The following is a 14,876-nucleotide window of genomic DNA, read 5'->3' on the forward strand; positions in this document are numbered from 1 at the left end:
AACTGCTGCCGTTCACGTGCCACCCGTGCGTCTGCATCCAACTGTCCCATTATCTTGCTGTGAAAACGAACTCGCCCGCCAAGGCGTGTTTTCACTGCTGCTATCGTTGCTGATAGTCGCACTGGTGGGCTGTGGGACGACGAATGAGCAGTTGGCCACCCAACAGTTATTGCTATCCGACGCGGTCGACCGCAGCGTTTCGACGATCGATTTCCGGCCGCTGAGCAGACAGAAGGTGTTTCTCGATACGAGCTACCTGAAATCGGTCAAAGGTGACCTGTTCGTCAATGCGGACTACGTCACCAGTTCGCTGCGACAGCAGATCATGGCCGCTGGATGCTTGATGCAGGATAAGAAAGAGGATGCGGACATAATCATCGAGGCTCGGATCGGCACCCTCGGAGCTGATGACCACCGTGTGACCTACGGCATCCCGGAAAACAATGCACTCGGTACTGCCGCCAGCTTGGTGCCGGGAACACCGAGCCTTCCACCGCTACCGGAGATCGCACTCGCACGCCGTGACAATCGGGAAAGCGCCGCTAAGATTGCGGCATTCGCTTACAATCGCGAAACACGTCACGCCGTCTGGCAATCGGGAATCAGCCAGTCACGCTCGACCGCGCGGGATACCTGGGTGATGGGAGTCGGACCATTCCAAGCAGGCTCGATTCGCAATGAAACCCGGTTGGCGGGCAGCAACCTGGTGCATTTTGGTCGTAGCGAAACTGGCTCACCGCCGGAATCCTTTGAACGTCCGCCGGTCGACTACACCGCTGAGACCCGATTTGACGCTGGATGGCCAGTGTTGGAAGCCTCTGAGAGTCCGAGTCGCGGGATGATCCCCGGAACCGGATTGGTGCCTGGCGACGAACTGCCGCCGATGATCGCAAGCGAGATGGCAGAGCCATCCGAATCGGCCTCACGCTGAAGCCAGCGCACATCGGCGTCCGCGGCAACCCTCCAGCCACCAACGCCGCGATTCTCCGCAACCCATCGAACCCCACGCCGTGGTCGCGGTTTGCTCGACGACCTGTATTGCTGAGAGTGCTTTGGCAGACGGCGGCTCGGCGGCTGAAAGCTGCTCCCGGCAGAGGGGCTACCGGTCGATGGCGAGGGGCCACGGGTAGTAAAATCGGTGGCGTTTTGCGGTGGTGGGATGGCGTTGCGGCGTGGTTAAACTAGGATACGCCTGAGCGTACGTACGCGATCGCTCCCTTGCGAGCACGTGAAGGCTTTCGCTTTCACGCGCCTCATATTCACCCTCCCACCTCAATAATTCGCTGGAGTCCTCGATGATTCGTGAAATCAGTCTTGCCGGTTTCTTGCTTCTGTTTGCCGCAGCCCCCGTTCTCGCCGATGGACCAACGGCAACAACGCCCTCGTCGGACGCCCAATCGATCTTCAACGGGGAAGACCTCGAAGGCTGGAGCGGTGACGAGCGGCTGTGGTCGGTTCGCGACGGCGTCATCCACGGCGAAACCACGGCCGAAAACAAAGCCAGCGGCAATACGTTCTTGATCTGGCAAGGCGGCAATACCGCCGATTTTGAGCTGCAACTGTCCTTCCGCTGCAACGCCACAAACAACTCCGGAATTCAGTATCGGTCGACGCACAACACGAGCAAGAATGCTCGGAACAAGTGGTCGCTCAAGGGCTATCAACATGAAATCCGCAACGAAATCAATTTCCCCAACGTGTCGGGATTCATCTACGGCGAGGGGCTCGGACGCGGCCGGATCTGTTTGGTCGGTGAGAAAGCCGTTCAGGAAGATGGCAAGAAAAAAGTGCTCGAAACTTTGATCACAGCGGATGAGTTCAAGGAACTCTTCCATTTGAACGATTGGAATGAGGTGCGAATCGTTGCCAAGGGTCGCCATATTCAACACTACCTCAACGGGCGTTTGATCCTCGACTTCACCGATTCGCCCGAGCAAGCCCTGAGCGATGGCGTATTGGGCTTGCAGCTGCACGCGGGCAAAGCGATGTGGGCGGAATACAAAGACATCCGCTTCCGTTCGCTGTAGTCCGTTGAAGCATCGTAGCACCCGAGACGTTGTCGAAGACTTGCGTCGTGACCATCGATTGATCGAGGTCACCGACGAAGTGGACCCGCATCTGGAGATCGCTGAGATCCAGCGGCGTGTTTACTCCAACGGCGGCCCTGGGCTGCTGTTTACCAACGTGCGTGGCTGTCGGTTTCCGATGGCGTCGAACCTCTTCGGTTCACTCGATCAGGCGCGTTATCTCTTTCGCAGCACCCTCGAGGCAGTACGGCGTCTGATCGAAGTGAAGCTCGATCCCGCGGCACTCCCGAAACATCCGCTGCGATATGCGGGGATTCCCTCCACGGCGATGCGGATGCTTCCCAAACGGGTGCGTCGTGGTGCCGTGATGGCCAATTCGTGTTCGCTGCCGGATCTGCCGCAGCTGAAATGTTGGCCCGAGGATGGTGGCGCGTTCGTCACCTTGCCGCAGGTCCTCACGACGGATCCGGGAGACCGGGACAACTTGATGCGTGCGAACCTGGGCATGTACCGGGTGCAATTGTCGGGCAACGAATATGACCCGCAGTCCCAGGTGGGGCTGCACTATCAGATTCACCGGGGTATCGGAGTGCATCATCGCGAGGCGATCGCACGCGGTGAGGAACTGCCCGTGGCGATCACCGTCGGCGGCCCGCCGGCAATGACGTTGGCCGCTGTGATGCCGCTGCCCGAGGGGCTCACCGAGCTGACCTTTGCCGGAGCATTGGCAGGTCGTCGGATGCGGATGGTACAGGGCGATCACGCCCCCGTTGCCGCCGATGCCGATTTTGCCATCGTCGGCCGGATCGACCCGCGGGCGACGATGCCCGAAGGCCCATTCGGCGATCACCTGGGCTATTACTCGCTGCAACACCCCTTTCCGTTCATGAAAGTGGAACATGTCTGGCATCGTGATGACGCGGTGTGGCCGTTCACCGTCGTCGGCCGACCGCCGCAGGAGGACACGACGTTTGGACAACTGATCCACGAGTTGACCGATCCGATTATCCCGACGGTGATCCCAGGCGTCCGAGCGGTACACGCGGTCGATGCCGCGGGCGTGCACCCGTTGCTCTTGGCCATTGGCAGCGAGCGATACATGCCCTACCTCGACGCCCAAGAACCGCAGGAGTTACTTACACAGGCCAATGCGATTCTCGGCAATGGACAACTGTCGTTGGCGAAGTACTTGTGGATCACCGACGACCCCGGCGGTGAGCTCGACATCCACGAGATTGGCCAGTTCCTGCAGCACATGCTCCGACGAGTGGATTGGCGGCGGGATCTGCATTTCCAAACACGCACGACGATCGATACGCTCGACTATTCGGGCACTGGCCTCAATCAAGGTTCGAAAGCTGTGATCGCCGCGACCGGCCGTCCGCGGCGTGACTTACCGACCGAATTACCGGCGAACCTCCGCCTACCCGACGGATTTACGGGCGCAAAAATCGTGATGCCCGGCGTGCTCGCCATCACTGCACCTGCCTTTGATCGGCCCGAGCGCGGCGGCGACCGCAGCGAACTGAGTACCGCTCTTTCGTCTCAACCCGACACCCAAACGTTCCCCTTGATCACGCTGTGCGATGACGCGGAGTTCGCAGCGGCCGATTTGAAGAATTGGTTATGGACCACCTTCACTCGCAGCAACCCGGCGATGGACGTGGGAGGTGTCGATGAGTTCGTCCTCGACAAGCACTGGGGATGTCGCGGGCCACTATTGATCGATGCTCGTGTCAAACCGCACCATGCGCCGCCATTGATCGAAGATCGGCAAACGACCGCCAAGGTGGATGCGCGAGCGACACGTGGCGACGCGTTGGCCAAGTATCTGTAGGACGCGAAGGATGCACGACAAGATTGACGCCACTGCACTGGCTGATGCCCCCGACCACTTCGATGGCGATGTGATTTTGGGCGGCGGTGTATGCGGCTGCTTGCTCGCGCACGAATTGTTGCAACGCGGCGACCGTCCGGTCTGGATCATCGAAGCGGGAGGGCGCCAGGACGAGAATGCGATCGACCGCAGCCAGCCTGCTCGGTGGCTGCACCTGCTGGGCTCGACGGACGATGACTCGCACATCACGATGCCCAACTCTGGCCTCGCTGGTCGGGCCATCACCTGGCCGCGCGGTCGCGGGCTCGGTGGCAGCGGACGGATCAACGCCATGATTTGGGTACCACCGCACGCTGACGACTTCCAAAGCTTGACGCTCGCGGGTTTACAGCCGGATCGTTTGGAGAACGCGTGGCAGCGGGCGAGCGAATTGATCGCAGTGGAGTCGCCGCGATACCTCAGCCCGCCCTCGCAGCAGGTCCTCGCAGCGCTGCGTGATCGCCGAGACCTCGGTGAGTTCTCAGCCTATCGACGGATCAATCGCAACGGCCGCCGCTGGACGACCGAGCAACTGCTCATCGATGCTCTGCAGAACCATTTTGAGCATGCAGCGCGGCTGAACTGCGTCCGAGCGGCGGCAGCAAGTGTCGCGGTCGAGCGTGAGCGAGTGCGGAGCGTGACGTTGCACGACGGTCGCGATCGTCGCACGGTGAGGTTGGGTGACGACGCGCGATTGATCAGTTGTCTCGGAGCACTAGCATCCCCCGCGCTTTTGATGCGGAGTGGGATTGGCTCCCCCGAGTTGCTCGCCGAGGCCGGGGTGGCTCCGCGGATCGCGTCCATGCAAGTGGGGCGAAACCTGCACGACCACTTGATCATGCCCGTGATCTATGACCGTGAATCGCCCGCGTTTTTGCCGGGGGCACCGCAGGCAGGCGAGGTGGAGCAGTGGGAACGAGAGGGCACGGGACCACTGGCATCGAACATCGCCGAGTGCGGTGGTTTCGACCCTGATGCAAAGTTTCAACTGCACGTGACACCAACGGACTACCTTCGCTATCCGCAGGGCACCGCTGCGTCTGCGGTCACGCTCGGCGTGCAGCTGACCCGCCCCCTTTCGCGTGGATGGATTGCACCCCATCGCGATGCGCCCGACGCGCCGATGGATCTACATAGCAATTACATGAGCGATCCAGCCGACGTGGCGTCGCTGCCCGACGGGGTGCGGTGGGCACGCCAGATCGCTCAGGCCGGAGGATGGGATGCCGAACGGGTTCCTGGCAAACGGCGGCTAGACGACGCGCGAATTCTCGCAGCGATCGCCCGCTACGCCCAGACGCTCTACCATCCCGGCGGGACATGTGCACTGGGTCATGAGATCAGTCACGCCGTCACCAGTCCTGAGTTTCAGGTGCACGGGGTCGACGGGCTGTCAATCGTCGACGCCTCACTCCTCCCCTGTCCAACGGTTGGCAACCCGACCGCCGTGCTAGCAACGATCGCCTGTTATGCGGGTGAGCGGTTGAGCACTTCTAACATCGATTCTCGGATACGTGCCTGATACTCGCCATCGAGGATAGGCTCGGACGCGGCATTGGTGATATAGAACACGTCGGCAATTTGATCGAGGTGGGTATCGATTTTGGCGAACTGAATAGAAACGTCTTCGGCAGCCAAAACGGTGGTGACGTCAGCGAGCAGACCAGGACGATCGTAGGTGAATAACGAGAGAATCGTTTGGTGATCGAAGGTATCGTTGTCGAAGACAATTTTGGTCGGCAACAACAACACGCTCTCTGGTTCGCTATCGTCCTTCGTCATCCAGACCTTACGAGCCGTGCGAATAGGAGTGTCGGGGCGGTCGAGCGCCTCACAAATTACCCGGCATACTTGATCGATGCGATTGGGTGGCGGGTCGTTGGCGTAATCGGGGTCGCTGACCCAGAATGAATCCCACAGCAGGTCTTCACCGACCGTCTCGATACTGGCTCGATAGATCGCCAAGCCACAGGAATACAGGGCGCTGGTGATTCGCGCGAACGTACCAATGCGGCGTTCACCCTGCCTGACAACGACGTTGTAGCGAACCTCGTTTCCTTCGGGCGCCACCAAGCAGGCGCAGTAGCAACCCTTGTCCTCACCGAGCCACTTGCCGACCTCGATCAGTTCCCCAGCGATCTCTTCACTGCTGCGGTGGCGAAGAAGGGATAGCGGCAGATCGCGGGCGAGTTCCATCGCTGAGTCACCGTCGCTGCTCGCTTGCACCAAGTCGATGATCTCGTCGCGGTGCGAATCCAGTTCAGGATCGTTCTCGCCCGGCAGGTTCCCGGTTTCAAAGTAGCGCCGCGTGCGAATATACAGATCCTCGATGAGATTCATCTTCCAGTCTGTTAGCACATCTGGGCCGACCGCAATCAGGTCAGCAACGCTATGGACGAGCAGAAGTTCAAGGCGTCGAACCGACCCAACCTCCGCTGCAAAACCATGGACGACATCGGGGTCATTCAGGTCGTGTCGAAAAGCGACAGTGGTCATCAGGAGATGCCGATGGATGAGCCACTGCAGGGTTTCCTTTTGACTTGGCTGAAGCTCAAACGCGTCGGCGACCTCCCCGGCGATCCGAAATCCTACCTCGCTATGGTCTTCGTCGTACCCTTTGCCGAGATCGTGAATCAGCAGCGCGAGGTGTAGCAGTGTTTTGTCTTTGATCCGGCGATAACGCCGCCCCATCACACTATCTTGATCGGCGAAATCCGTGGCCGCCTCGACGGCTCCGATGCAATGGGCATCCACCGTGAACTTGTGGTAAGCGTTGAACTGCAGCAGACCGCGACACCGCCGCATCGCGGGGATCAGTTGTTCGATAATTCGCAGTTCATGAAGCCGGCGGAGCAGATGCGCCAACCGACCGGGTTGACTGAGCAGCCCCAGAAATGCCTTCACACTGGTCGGATCCGGCGGACTTGGCGGGCGTTCGAGCATCGTTTGCCGAATCGCCTGCCAGGTGGGGTGTGCGATCCAGCGTTGGTTTTCATTGGCGAGCTGCATCAAGCGCAGCACATCAGGAAGGCTCGCCGCGAACTCATCTAGGTTTTTGGAGTCGACCCAGACCTGAGTGGGTCCGATGCGAATTCGATCTTCGACCCGATGCGATAACATCCGTTCGACCGCCATGGCGGCCCGTGATTGAGCCCGATGATCGGCGTCGAAAAACCCGGAGACATATCGCACCGAGCGGGTGTGCTCAAAGTAGTCCTGCATGAAGTCTTCTACGGGCAGGACGCCCGTCCGGCCGTAGTATCCCCAGTCGCGAGCGATCTCCATCTGCGTCGGTCGGTCCAATACATCCTGGCTGCGTTTGGTCCGGAAATGCAGTTCGTGCCGCAGCCGCAGGAGGAACCCATGTGCCCGCAGAAGTGTTTGCAGGTCCTCACTCGAGAGTGCCCCGAGTCGATGCAGTTGGGTGAGATCGGTTTGGCCGTGGGTAGCGAAACCGAGCCAGCGCACGAGCTGGATGTCTCGGAGGCCGCCCCGCGAGCGTTTCACGTTCGGGCGGAGCAAATAGATCGTCTCGCCCCAGCGGTGGCGTTCTTCCATTCGCGCCTGGATCACTTTCTTGTTGAGTGATTTCCAGCGTCGCTTCGCACCGCTGCGAAACCGCTCGAAAAAGCTGCCGAACGTGGACTCACTACCGCAGAGTAGACGGGACTCGGTCAGCGAAGAGTAAATCTTCGGATCCGCCCAAGCCAGAGACAGGGCTTCGGCGGGCGTCCGCACCGAAAACCCCACATCCATGCTGGCGTCGGTCAGATCTCGCACCAAGCTACCCGCCACCGGTGCTGCCGCCGCAGTGGCCACACGCGGGGTGAGCAACATCAAATCGGCGTCACTGTAAGGTGAAAGATCGCGTCGGCCGTAACCCCCATGAGCCACCAACGCGAACCGCTTGAGATACCGCGGGTTCACCCCGCTCGTCTCGGCCTGCTGGAGAGATTGAGCGAAAATTTTCGATACGATCTGGTCATACAGATCGCTGAGCGCCGTCGACGTTTGCACGCTTGGCAGACCGGCATGAAATCGAGTGTCTAGGCGAGCACGCCCTTCACTGAGCTGATCCCGATATCGAATCGCCGATGAAAACGAATCAGGATTCGTCACAGATTGGATCTCAGACAGTCTAGAGTGCCTCTTCGCCTCGTTCACCGGTACGAATCCGGATCGAGTCTTCGAGATCGGTAACAAAAATCTTCCCGTCGCCGATTTGGCCCGTTTGAGCCGTCTGCAAGATTGCATCGATGACTGTCTGCAGATTCTCGCTCGTGCAAACAACCTCGATCTTGACCTTGGGGACGAAATCGATGGCGTACTCGGTGCCCCGGTAAATTTCCGTATGACCTTTTTGGCGACCGAATCCACGGACTTCACTAACGGTCATGCCTTGGATGCCTTGCTCAGTCAACGCGTTTTTGACGTCTTCGAGCTTGAAGTGGCGAACGATGGCTTCGACTTTTTTCACGGCAGAGGGCTCCGGCGGAAGTAACAAATGTGCGTGAGATGGGTCCGATGATCGTCGGTGCCCAAGACTATTCTACACGCTCGGTAGGGAAATTGGGTAGCAGGCATGAGCGACTTCCAATCCTACGAGGATGTTGGATTCAGAGAAACAGGATACTCCCATTTGCGCTACACCGACGTAGCGTCTTTCGCGTTCCCTGCGACCTGCGGTTTTACCCAGGGCTGATCGGGCCGTCCGAGCACTCGGTTGATGTCCCGGGAAACCACAAAGAACCAGTCGCTCAGCCGGTTCAAATAAACAATCAAACTAACGCGGACGGGTGCTTCCGCGGCGGTCGTCTCGGCCAAAGTAATCACGCGTCGTTCACTGCGTCGACAAACCGCACGGGCGACGTGGACGTGCGACGCGAGTGCGGAACCGCCGGGCAGGATGAATTGTTTCAGCGGGGCCAGTCGACTCTCGGATTCATCGATCCAACCCTCCAGTCGCTCAATCTGTGCCTCCCCGATCACTTGCAAGTCGAATTCGGCCGGGCGTGGGGACGCCAATTCGGCGCCGAGCGAAAACAGTTCGTGCTGGATGAGGGAAAAACAAGCGTCGAAATGTGTCAGCGCGGCAACAGTCTCCGCCACCCCGTCGGCCCCAGCCGCTCCATCATTCTCCGCCCGCGTGGCATCCAAGACGCTCCGAATGCAGCCTAGGATCGCGTTGAGTTCGTCGACGGTCCCGTAGGCTTCGATCCGCGCATCATCCTTCCGAACTCGGGGGCCGCCGAACAGCCCCGTCGTGCCGCCATCTCCGCTGCGTGTGTATATTTTCATGGGCGAATGGTACCATAACTCTGGCGATCGTGACCCGATCGATCGGCCGCCGAGGCACCACCGGTTACCCTTTGCCTGAAAACACCCTTCGCCTGAAAACCATGTCCCAAGTTGATCTCGTCCGAGCGGCCGGTGTGCTGGTGCTAACCGAAACGTCGCAGCCTCGGTTCCTGCTGATGCGGCACCCTGACCGCTGGGACCTGCCCAAAGGCCACTGCGACGGGGACGAAACGTATTTGGAAGCCGCTCAACGTGAGTTGCAGGAGGAAACCGGAATCGATCCGCTGGCCTGCCGGTTTGACGACCAATTTCGCTTCGACCTCCGCTATCAGGTCAGTTATCGAAAGCATCCCAAAAGAGTCTTCGATAAGAATGTCCGGTACTTTTTGGCATACGTGCCTGATGTTGTTAGAATCGACGTCAGCGAGCATGACTCGTTCGAGTGGTTCGCATGGTCGCCTCCTCATCACATCCAATCTCAAACGATCGATCCTCTGCTCGCAGCGGTCGCCGCGCACCACAGTTCCTGCTGATCGGTTTGCCATTGGACCTCACTTCATCGCCCCCCCGCTTTCTCATGCAGTTTCGATTCCGATGCTTTTCACTGGCACTCGCTCTCCCCCTGATTGCGGTCGGGGTCGGGTCCGCTTCGGCGCAGCAACAACGGGCTCGGCCGCCCGAATTTGACCAAGCGGTGACGTCGCGAGTATTTTTTCCCGATATGTCGACAGCCTTTCAGGGCGAGCGGCCCACGTTGTCGAGTCTGCAGGAACTCGAGGCAGCGGCGGCGATGGCGAAAGCCGAAGCAGCCTCCACCGAGGAAGGCGACGGAAAAACCCAACTCTGGAGCAAACTCATTTCACCGCTCTCACTCGAAAACGAAGTCAAACGGGTGAAGCTGCAGTTCGATGGAGGTTTGACGACACCGGGAGCGTTCAACAGTGGCGGCTATCAAGATGCCCGCCTCCAACTCTCCGTTTTGGCTTCGCTGTTCGCCGTGCTCTCGGAATACTCCGGTGACGTGCGATGGAAAGAGGACGCGAAAACCGCTCGGGATCTGGTCGCCAAAACCGCCAGAAATTGCGCCGCGGGCTCCACCCCCGTTTTCAACGAGGCACAACTTCGTAAAGCCGATCTGCAGGATCTCGTATCGGGCTCTGGGATATCCGCAGCCAAACCGAGCGATGAGGACAACGATTGGTCGATGATCGTCGACCGCTCGCCCCTCATGGAGTACCTCGAACAACTCTTGGATCAACTCGGTGACGAGTCCACCGATGCCGCGTCGACCGAAGAAAACGTCGACACGATCCGAAAGAACGCGGAGCTAATCGCGATGGTCGGCGAGATCCTCAAGAAAGACGGAATGGACGATGCCGAAGATGACGATTACGCCATCCTGAGTTACGCGATGACCACGTCAGCACGGTCGGTCGTGACGGCGATCGAGCGTCAGGACTTCGAGGCGGTTCGCGGCGTCGTCGGCGAGATCAGCCAATCCTGCGCCGATTGCCACGACCAGTATCGCTAGGTGTCGGGGGACTCAGCGGGTTTCTCACGCAGCCAGACTTCGCCGTCCTCCACTTTCACATCGAAACAATCGACTTTGGTCCGCGGATTGTCCTCCCACGTACCGTCGGTGATACAGAATCGCCATGCGTGCCAAGGGCAGGTAACCGTGTTCTCATCGACATAGCCTTCGGCTAGGGACGCCCCCATGTGCGGGCACATGTCATCGATGGCATACCACTGGTCTCCCTTGCGAAAGATCGCGACCATGCGATTTTTGATGGCGACCGCACGGCCCACGTTATCCTCAAAATCCGTGACTTTTCCAACGCTTTCGTACTCGCTCATCATCACTCCGGATCGTGGTTTTTCGTGTGGTGGACCAGATAACGGTCATGCTCGCTAACATCCTGGCGGTGGTTGCCTTTGCACCGAACCCTTATCCTAGAGCCTGCGGAGCATCCACGAATGAACGCTGCACGATTCGCTCGTCCGGGGAGACGCCTGTTCCGGACCGACGGAGTCGGCAAACCATCGTCTTAGACCCTATCCCAACAGATCGTCATGATCAATCACGCACTCAAACGCAAACTCGAATCGCGGATCCTACCCCACGTTCAGATGCCAGCCCAGTACGTGGGCGGTGAACGCAATATTGTGATCAAGGACCACGCGGGACTGCGCGGCCGCTTGGCGATTGGATTCCCCGATGCCTATACGATCGGGATGAGTCACCACGGGTTGCAGGTGCTCTATTCGTTGATCAATCGCCGCGAGGATTGGTGCGCCGAGCGTGTTTTCACGCCGTGGCCGGACATGGAAGCGAAGCTCCGCGAGTACGACGTGCCGTTGTACTCGCTCGAAACGTTCACGCCCTTGAGCGAGTTCGACGTGGTCGGATTGTCGCTGCAGTATGAGATCAGCTCTCCCAACGTCCTGACAATGATCGATCTGGGCGGCATCCCCTTGGAGGCCGAGGATCGCACGATGGCCGATCCGTTGCTAGTGGCGGGCGGGCCCTGCTGCCAAAACCCCGAGCCGATGGCGGATTACTTTGACGTGATGATCACGGGCGATGGCGAGCCAGCCCTCCCTGCAATCTGCGACGCCTGGCTGGAACTGCGAGAGGCCGCTCGTCAAGACGACGGGAGCTACGCTAGTGGGGAGGAGGGCCGCCGCCAGCGTAGCGAGGCGTTGGCCAAGATCGCAGCGGACCTGCCGTTCGCCTACGTCCCTCGATTCTACAGCCCGGAATACTCCGACGATCGCATCGCGTCGCTCACTCGTACGCGCAGTGACGTCCCCGAAACGATCGCTCCGAGTGTCATCTCCGATCTCGACGGCACACCGCTGCCCACCGCCCCGATCGTGCCGTATGTCAAGTGTGTCCACGACCGCATCGCGATCGAAATCATGCGTGGCTGCCCGCACCTCTGCCGGTTTTGTCAGAGCACGGTCATCAAACGGCCGCTGCGGATTCGTGAAGTCGACACGATCGTTGATGCGGCACTGGAGAGCTACCGCAACACTGGGTACAACGAAATCAGTGTGCTGTCGCTCTCGAGCAGCGACTACCCCCATTTCGAACCCTTGATCCGTCGCCTGCACGAGGTCTTCCGCCCGCTCGGCGTCAACATCACCGTACCGAGCCTGCGGGTCAACGATCAATTACGCAGTTTGCCCGAATTGATCGGCAGCGATCGACGACGCTCCCTGACGCTCGCGCCCGAGGTAGCTCGCGATGACATGCGGGAACAAATTCGCAAGAAGATCAAGAACAGCGATTTGATCGACGGGTGCCGGGCGGCATTCGAAAATGGATTCGAAAGCGTCAAGCTGTACTTCATGTGCGGCCTGCCGGGTGAACGGCAAGTCGACCTCGATGGTATCGTCGATCTGGCGGAGACCATTGCCACGGTAGGGAAAGAGGTCAATGGTCGCAATGCCCGCGTGACTGCCAGCGTTTCGAACTTCGTTCCCAAGGCTCACACGCCCTACCAGTGGAACGGGATGCAATCACGCGAGTATTTTCAGTGGGCACACAGCTACCTCTATCGTCGACGGCAAATTCGCAGCGTGAACATCAAGTGTCACGACATCGAAACCAGCCTGCTCGAGGGAGTGCTCAGCCGGGGTGACCGCCGGACCGGGCACGCCATCCGCTTGGCCTGGGAACGTGGCGCCCGCATGGATGGCTGGACCGAACACCTCGACCCAGAACGCTGGTGGACGGCGATCGCCGACGCGGGGCTCGATGTGAACGCGATCGTTCATCAAAAATATGAACTGCTCGACAAACTGCCCTGGGATCACGTCAACGTGAAATTTGGCCGGGCTTACCTCGAGAAAGAGCAGACCCGCGCCGGCATCCAGCTCACTGACATGGCGGGCGCCGTCTGAAATCCGTCCGCACGCATCCCCGAAACGGCGTGTCATGCCTTATACTCATGACGCGCTAGCCCAGTTCGTTCCCGTCTCCTGACACCACCCCAATGAAGGAATCCACATGGGATTATTTGACATGATTCGGTCCGAGTTGATCGACATCATCGAGTGGATTGATGACTCGCATCACACCTTGATGTGGCGATTTCCACGACACGATAACGAGATCAAAAACGGGGCCCAACTAATCGTACGCCCTGGCCAAGTCGCCGTTTTCGTCTACCAAGGCGAGATCGCCGATGTCTATCCCCCGGGGCATTTTGAACTGACGACGGCAAACATGCCGGTGATGTCGACGCTGCAGGGCTGGAAGTATGGGTTTGAGAGCCCTTTCAAAGCGGAAGTTTACTTTGTCAGCACACGTCAGCTGACGGATCTGAAGTGGGGAACCCCCAATCCGATCATGTTGCGTGATCCCGAGTTCGGCCCCATCCGCATCCGCGCCTTCGGCACCTACACGCTCAAGGCAGTCGATCCGAAAGCCCTTCTCCAAGAAGTCGTAGGCACTAACGGCGAGTTCGGCGCCGATGATGTCAATACGTTGATGCGTTCGGTGATCCAGAGCACCTTCGCGGATCTGATCGGCAGCTCCCAGATCGCCGCTCTCGACTTGGCAAGCAACTACGAACAACTCGCTGCCACCCTCCGCGAGAGAGTTGTGGAACGAATTGATGATGAATATGGGTTGGATTGCCCGCAATTGTTCATCGTCAATATCTCCTTCCCCGAGTCGGTTGAGAAAGCACTTGATGCGCGCACCAGCATGGGCGTCTTGGGTGACCTGAACCGCTATCAACAGTACCAGATGGGCCAAGCGATGACGTCGGCTGCCGAGGGCGGTGGCGGCGGAGGAGCCGCCGAGGGATTAGGCCTCGGACTCGGTGTTGCGATGGCCAATCGCATGATGCCGGGGGCCGGCCAAGGAGCCATTCCAGGTGCAGCAGCTGGTTCTGGATCACCACCACCACCGCCCACCGAAGCGTGGTACGTGGCGGCCGGTGGCGAGAGCAAGGGGCCGTTTTCAAGTGATCAGATTCGCTCGGGAATCGCCAGTGGAGAGGTCAATGGACAAACCATGCTCTGGTCCGCAGGAATGGCATCATGGTCGCCGGCCTCAACCATCCCAGCACTGGCCAATTCTCTCAGTACCGCCACACCACCGCCTCCGCCCCCGGCCTCCTAAACAGCACGCGACCCAACAAGCGGCGAATTTCGCGAATGCGTTCCCGTAGTGGGCGAGGCGACGAGCTGTTCATTAGCCACAAGTCTTCGTACGGCGAAGGCGTTGAAGAAAATAGCCGGTGGTTTGAGCGTAAGCGAACACCACCGGAAACGCCGCAAAACACGCGAGCCAACCCCGAAGGGGGTTGAAGATCATTCACGACGAGGTCTGCGACCCACCTCGGGGTCGACGCTCCATCTTCAACGAACAATCGTAGGTGGCGCTGCGCTAACCTACGGCTATTTTCTGGCTCATCCGACGGAAGCGTGCGCTGGAGGTTTTGGAGGCGTGGCTCCAGTATCCAATGATTGATTTGTCGGAGGTGATAGTGGATGTTAGACTGGAGCTGCCGGGAGAAACGGAGCCGAGCTCTGCAGAGGTGCGGGCTTGGCAAGGGATATCTCGGTCGATGGTACGCCATTGGTGTTGCCGGTCCCTGGCGGACATTCGTTCGTCAGGGACGCATTTGTGTAAGATTATTGGATACTAGAGCCATGCC

The 14,876-nt window shown here is 59.3% G+C and carries 12 protein-coding genes; 8 read left to right on the forward strand and 4 right to left on the reverse strand.

Annotation, left to right across the window (positions count from 1 at the left end; all coding sequences use genetic code 11):
* Nucleotides 1-25: 25 nt before the first annotated feature.
* From CA85_RS00965 to CA85_RS00980, 4 genes are all read left to right on the forward strand, one after another.
* Nucleotides 26-931 carry a DUF6655 family protein gene (locus tag CA85_RS00965; RefSeq protein WP_246112382.1) on the forward strand — a complete coding sequence of 302 codons (906 nt, stop codon included), beginning with the start codon at nucleotides 26-28 and terminating at the stop codon, nucleotides 929-931.
* Nucleotides 932-1,295: 364 nt separating this feature from the next.
* Nucleotides 1,296-2,027, forward strand: a complete 732-nt coding sequence (locus CA85_RS00970; protein WP_146389324.1) for a 3-keto-disaccharide hydrolase — start codon at nucleotides 1,296-1,298, stop codon at nucleotides 2,025-2,027.
* Between the two features lie 4 nt (nucleotides 2,028-2,031).
* Nucleotides 2,032-3,864, forward strand: a complete 1,833-nt coding sequence (locus CA85_RS00975; RefSeq protein WP_246112383.1) for a UbiD family decarboxylase — start codon at nucleotides 2,032-2,034, stop codon at nucleotides 3,862-3,864.
* A 10-nt stretch (nucleotides 3,865-3,874) separates the two neighbouring features.
* Complete coding sequence (locus CA85_RS00980) at nucleotides 3,875-5,425, forward strand: GMC family oxidoreductase (RefSeq protein WP_186774674.1); 1,551 nt, start codon at nucleotides 3,875-3,877, stop codon at nucleotides 5,423-5,425.
* Here the strand turns inward: CA85_RS00980 and glnD are convergent.
* The 3 genes from glnD to CA85_RS00995 form a co-directional block, all read right to left on the reverse strand.
* Complete coding sequence (glnD, locus tag CA85_RS00985; protein ID WP_246112384.1) at nucleotides 5,371-8,022, reverse strand: [protein-PII] uridylyltransferase; 2,652 nt, start codon at nucleotides 8,020-8,022, stop codon at nucleotides 5,371-5,373. The two genes, CA85_RS00980 and glnD, sit on opposite strands and share 55 nt — an antisense overlap.
* 19 nt (nucleotides 8,023-8,041) lie before the next feature.
* On the reverse strand, nucleotides 8,042-8,380 hold the full coding sequence (locus tag CA85_RS00990) for a P-II family nitrogen regulator (RefSeq protein ID WP_146389333.1): 339 nt from the start codon (nucleotides 8,378-8,380) through the stop codon (nucleotides 8,042-8,044).
* Between the two features lie 167 nt (nucleotides 8,381-8,547).
* Nucleotides 8,548-9,201, reverse strand: coding sequence for a cob(I)yrinic acid a,c-diamide adenosyltransferase (locus tag CA85_RS00995; protein WP_146389335.1), 654 nt, complete (start codon nucleotides 9,199-9,201; stop codon nucleotides 8,548-8,550).
* A 101-nt stretch (nucleotides 9,202-9,302) separates the two neighbouring features.
* Here CA85_RS00995 and CA85_RS01000 point away from each other — a divergent pair, with 101 nt between their 5' ends.
* Nucleotides 9,303-9,734 carry a bis(5'-nucleosyl)-tetraphosphatase gene (locus tag CA85_RS01000; protein WP_146389337.1) on the forward strand — a complete coding sequence of 144 codons (432 nt, stop codon included), beginning with the start codon at nucleotides 9,303-9,305 and terminating at the stop codon, nucleotides 9,732-9,734.
* Between the two features lie 44 nt (nucleotides 9,735-9,778).
* The gene (locus CA85_RS01005) at nucleotides 9,779-10,732 is read left to right on the forward strand and encodes a sulfite exporter TauE/SafE family protein (protein WP_146389338.1); all 954 of its coding nucleotides are present in this window, start codon (nucleotides 9,779-9,781) and stop codon (nucleotides 10,730-10,732) included.
* Here the strand turns inward: CA85_RS01005 and nirD are convergent.
* Nucleotides 10,729-11,058 (reverse strand): nitrite reductase small subunit NirD, encoded by a 330-nt coding sequence (nirD, locus tag CA85_RS01010; RefSeq protein WP_146389881.1) that lies wholly within the window; start codon nucleotides 11,056-11,058, stop codon nucleotides 10,729-10,731. The genes CA85_RS01005 and nirD overlap by 4 nt on opposite strands.
* A 216-nt stretch (nucleotides 11,059-11,274) precedes the next feature.
* Here nirD and CA85_RS01015 point away from each other — a divergent pair, with 216 nt between their 5' ends.
* Together CA85_RS01015 and CA85_RS01020 are read left to right on the forward strand one after the other, a co-directional pair.
* On the forward strand, nucleotides 11,275-13,110 hold the full coding sequence (locus CA85_RS01015) for a TIGR03960 family B12-binding radical SAM protein (protein ID WP_146389340.1): 1,836 nt from the start codon (nucleotides 11,275-11,277) through the stop codon (nucleotides 13,108-13,110).
* A gap of 106 nt (nucleotides 13,111-13,216) precedes the next feature.
* Entirely contained in the window at nucleotides 13,217-14,338 is a 1,122-nt protein-coding gene (locus CA85_RS01020) for an SPFH domain-containing protein (RefSeq protein WP_146389342.1), read from the forward strand.
* Nucleotides 14,339-14,876 lie beyond the last annotated feature (538 nt).

The sequence above is a fragment of the Allorhodopirellula solitaria genome, from assembly GCF_007859855.1.
Classification (GTDB): Bacteria; Planctomycetota; Planctomycetia; order Pirellulales; family Pirellulaceae; genus Rhodopirellula; species Rhodopirellula solitaria.

Bases quoted from the DNA above. Each gene is read 5' to 3' on its own strand.
- CA85_RS00995 (WP_146389335.1), bottom strand. From the start codon at position 9,201: ATGAAAATATACACACGCAGCGGAGATGGCGGCACGACGGGGCTGTTC.
- CA85_RS01015 (WP_146389340.1), top strand. From the start codon at position 11,275: ATGATCAATCACGCACTCAAACGCAAACTCGAATCGCGGATCCTACCC.
- CA85_RS01020 (WP_146389342.1), top strand. From the start codon at position 13,217: ATGGGATTATTTGACATGATTCGGTCCGAGTTGATCGACATCATCGAG.
- nirD (WP_146389881.1), bottom strand. From the start codon at position 11,058: ATGAGCGAGTACGAAAGCGTTGGAAAAGTCACGGATTTTGAGGATAAC.
- CA85_RS01005 (WP_146389338.1), top strand. From the start codon at position 9,779: ATGCAGTTTCGATTCCGATGCTTTTCACTGGCACTCGCTCTCCCCCTG.
- CA85_RS01000 (WP_146389337.1), top strand. From the start codon at position 9,303: ATGTCCCAAGTTGATCTCGTCCGAGCGGCCGGTGTGCTGGTGCTAACC.
- CA85_RS00980 (WP_186774674.1), top strand. From the start codon at position 3,875: ATGCACGACAAGATTGACGCCACTGCACTGGCTGATGCCCCCGACCAC.
- CA85_RS00970 (WP_146389324.1), top strand. From the start codon at position 1,296: ATGATTCGTGAAATCAGTCTTGCCGGTTTCTTGCTTCTGTTTGCCGCA.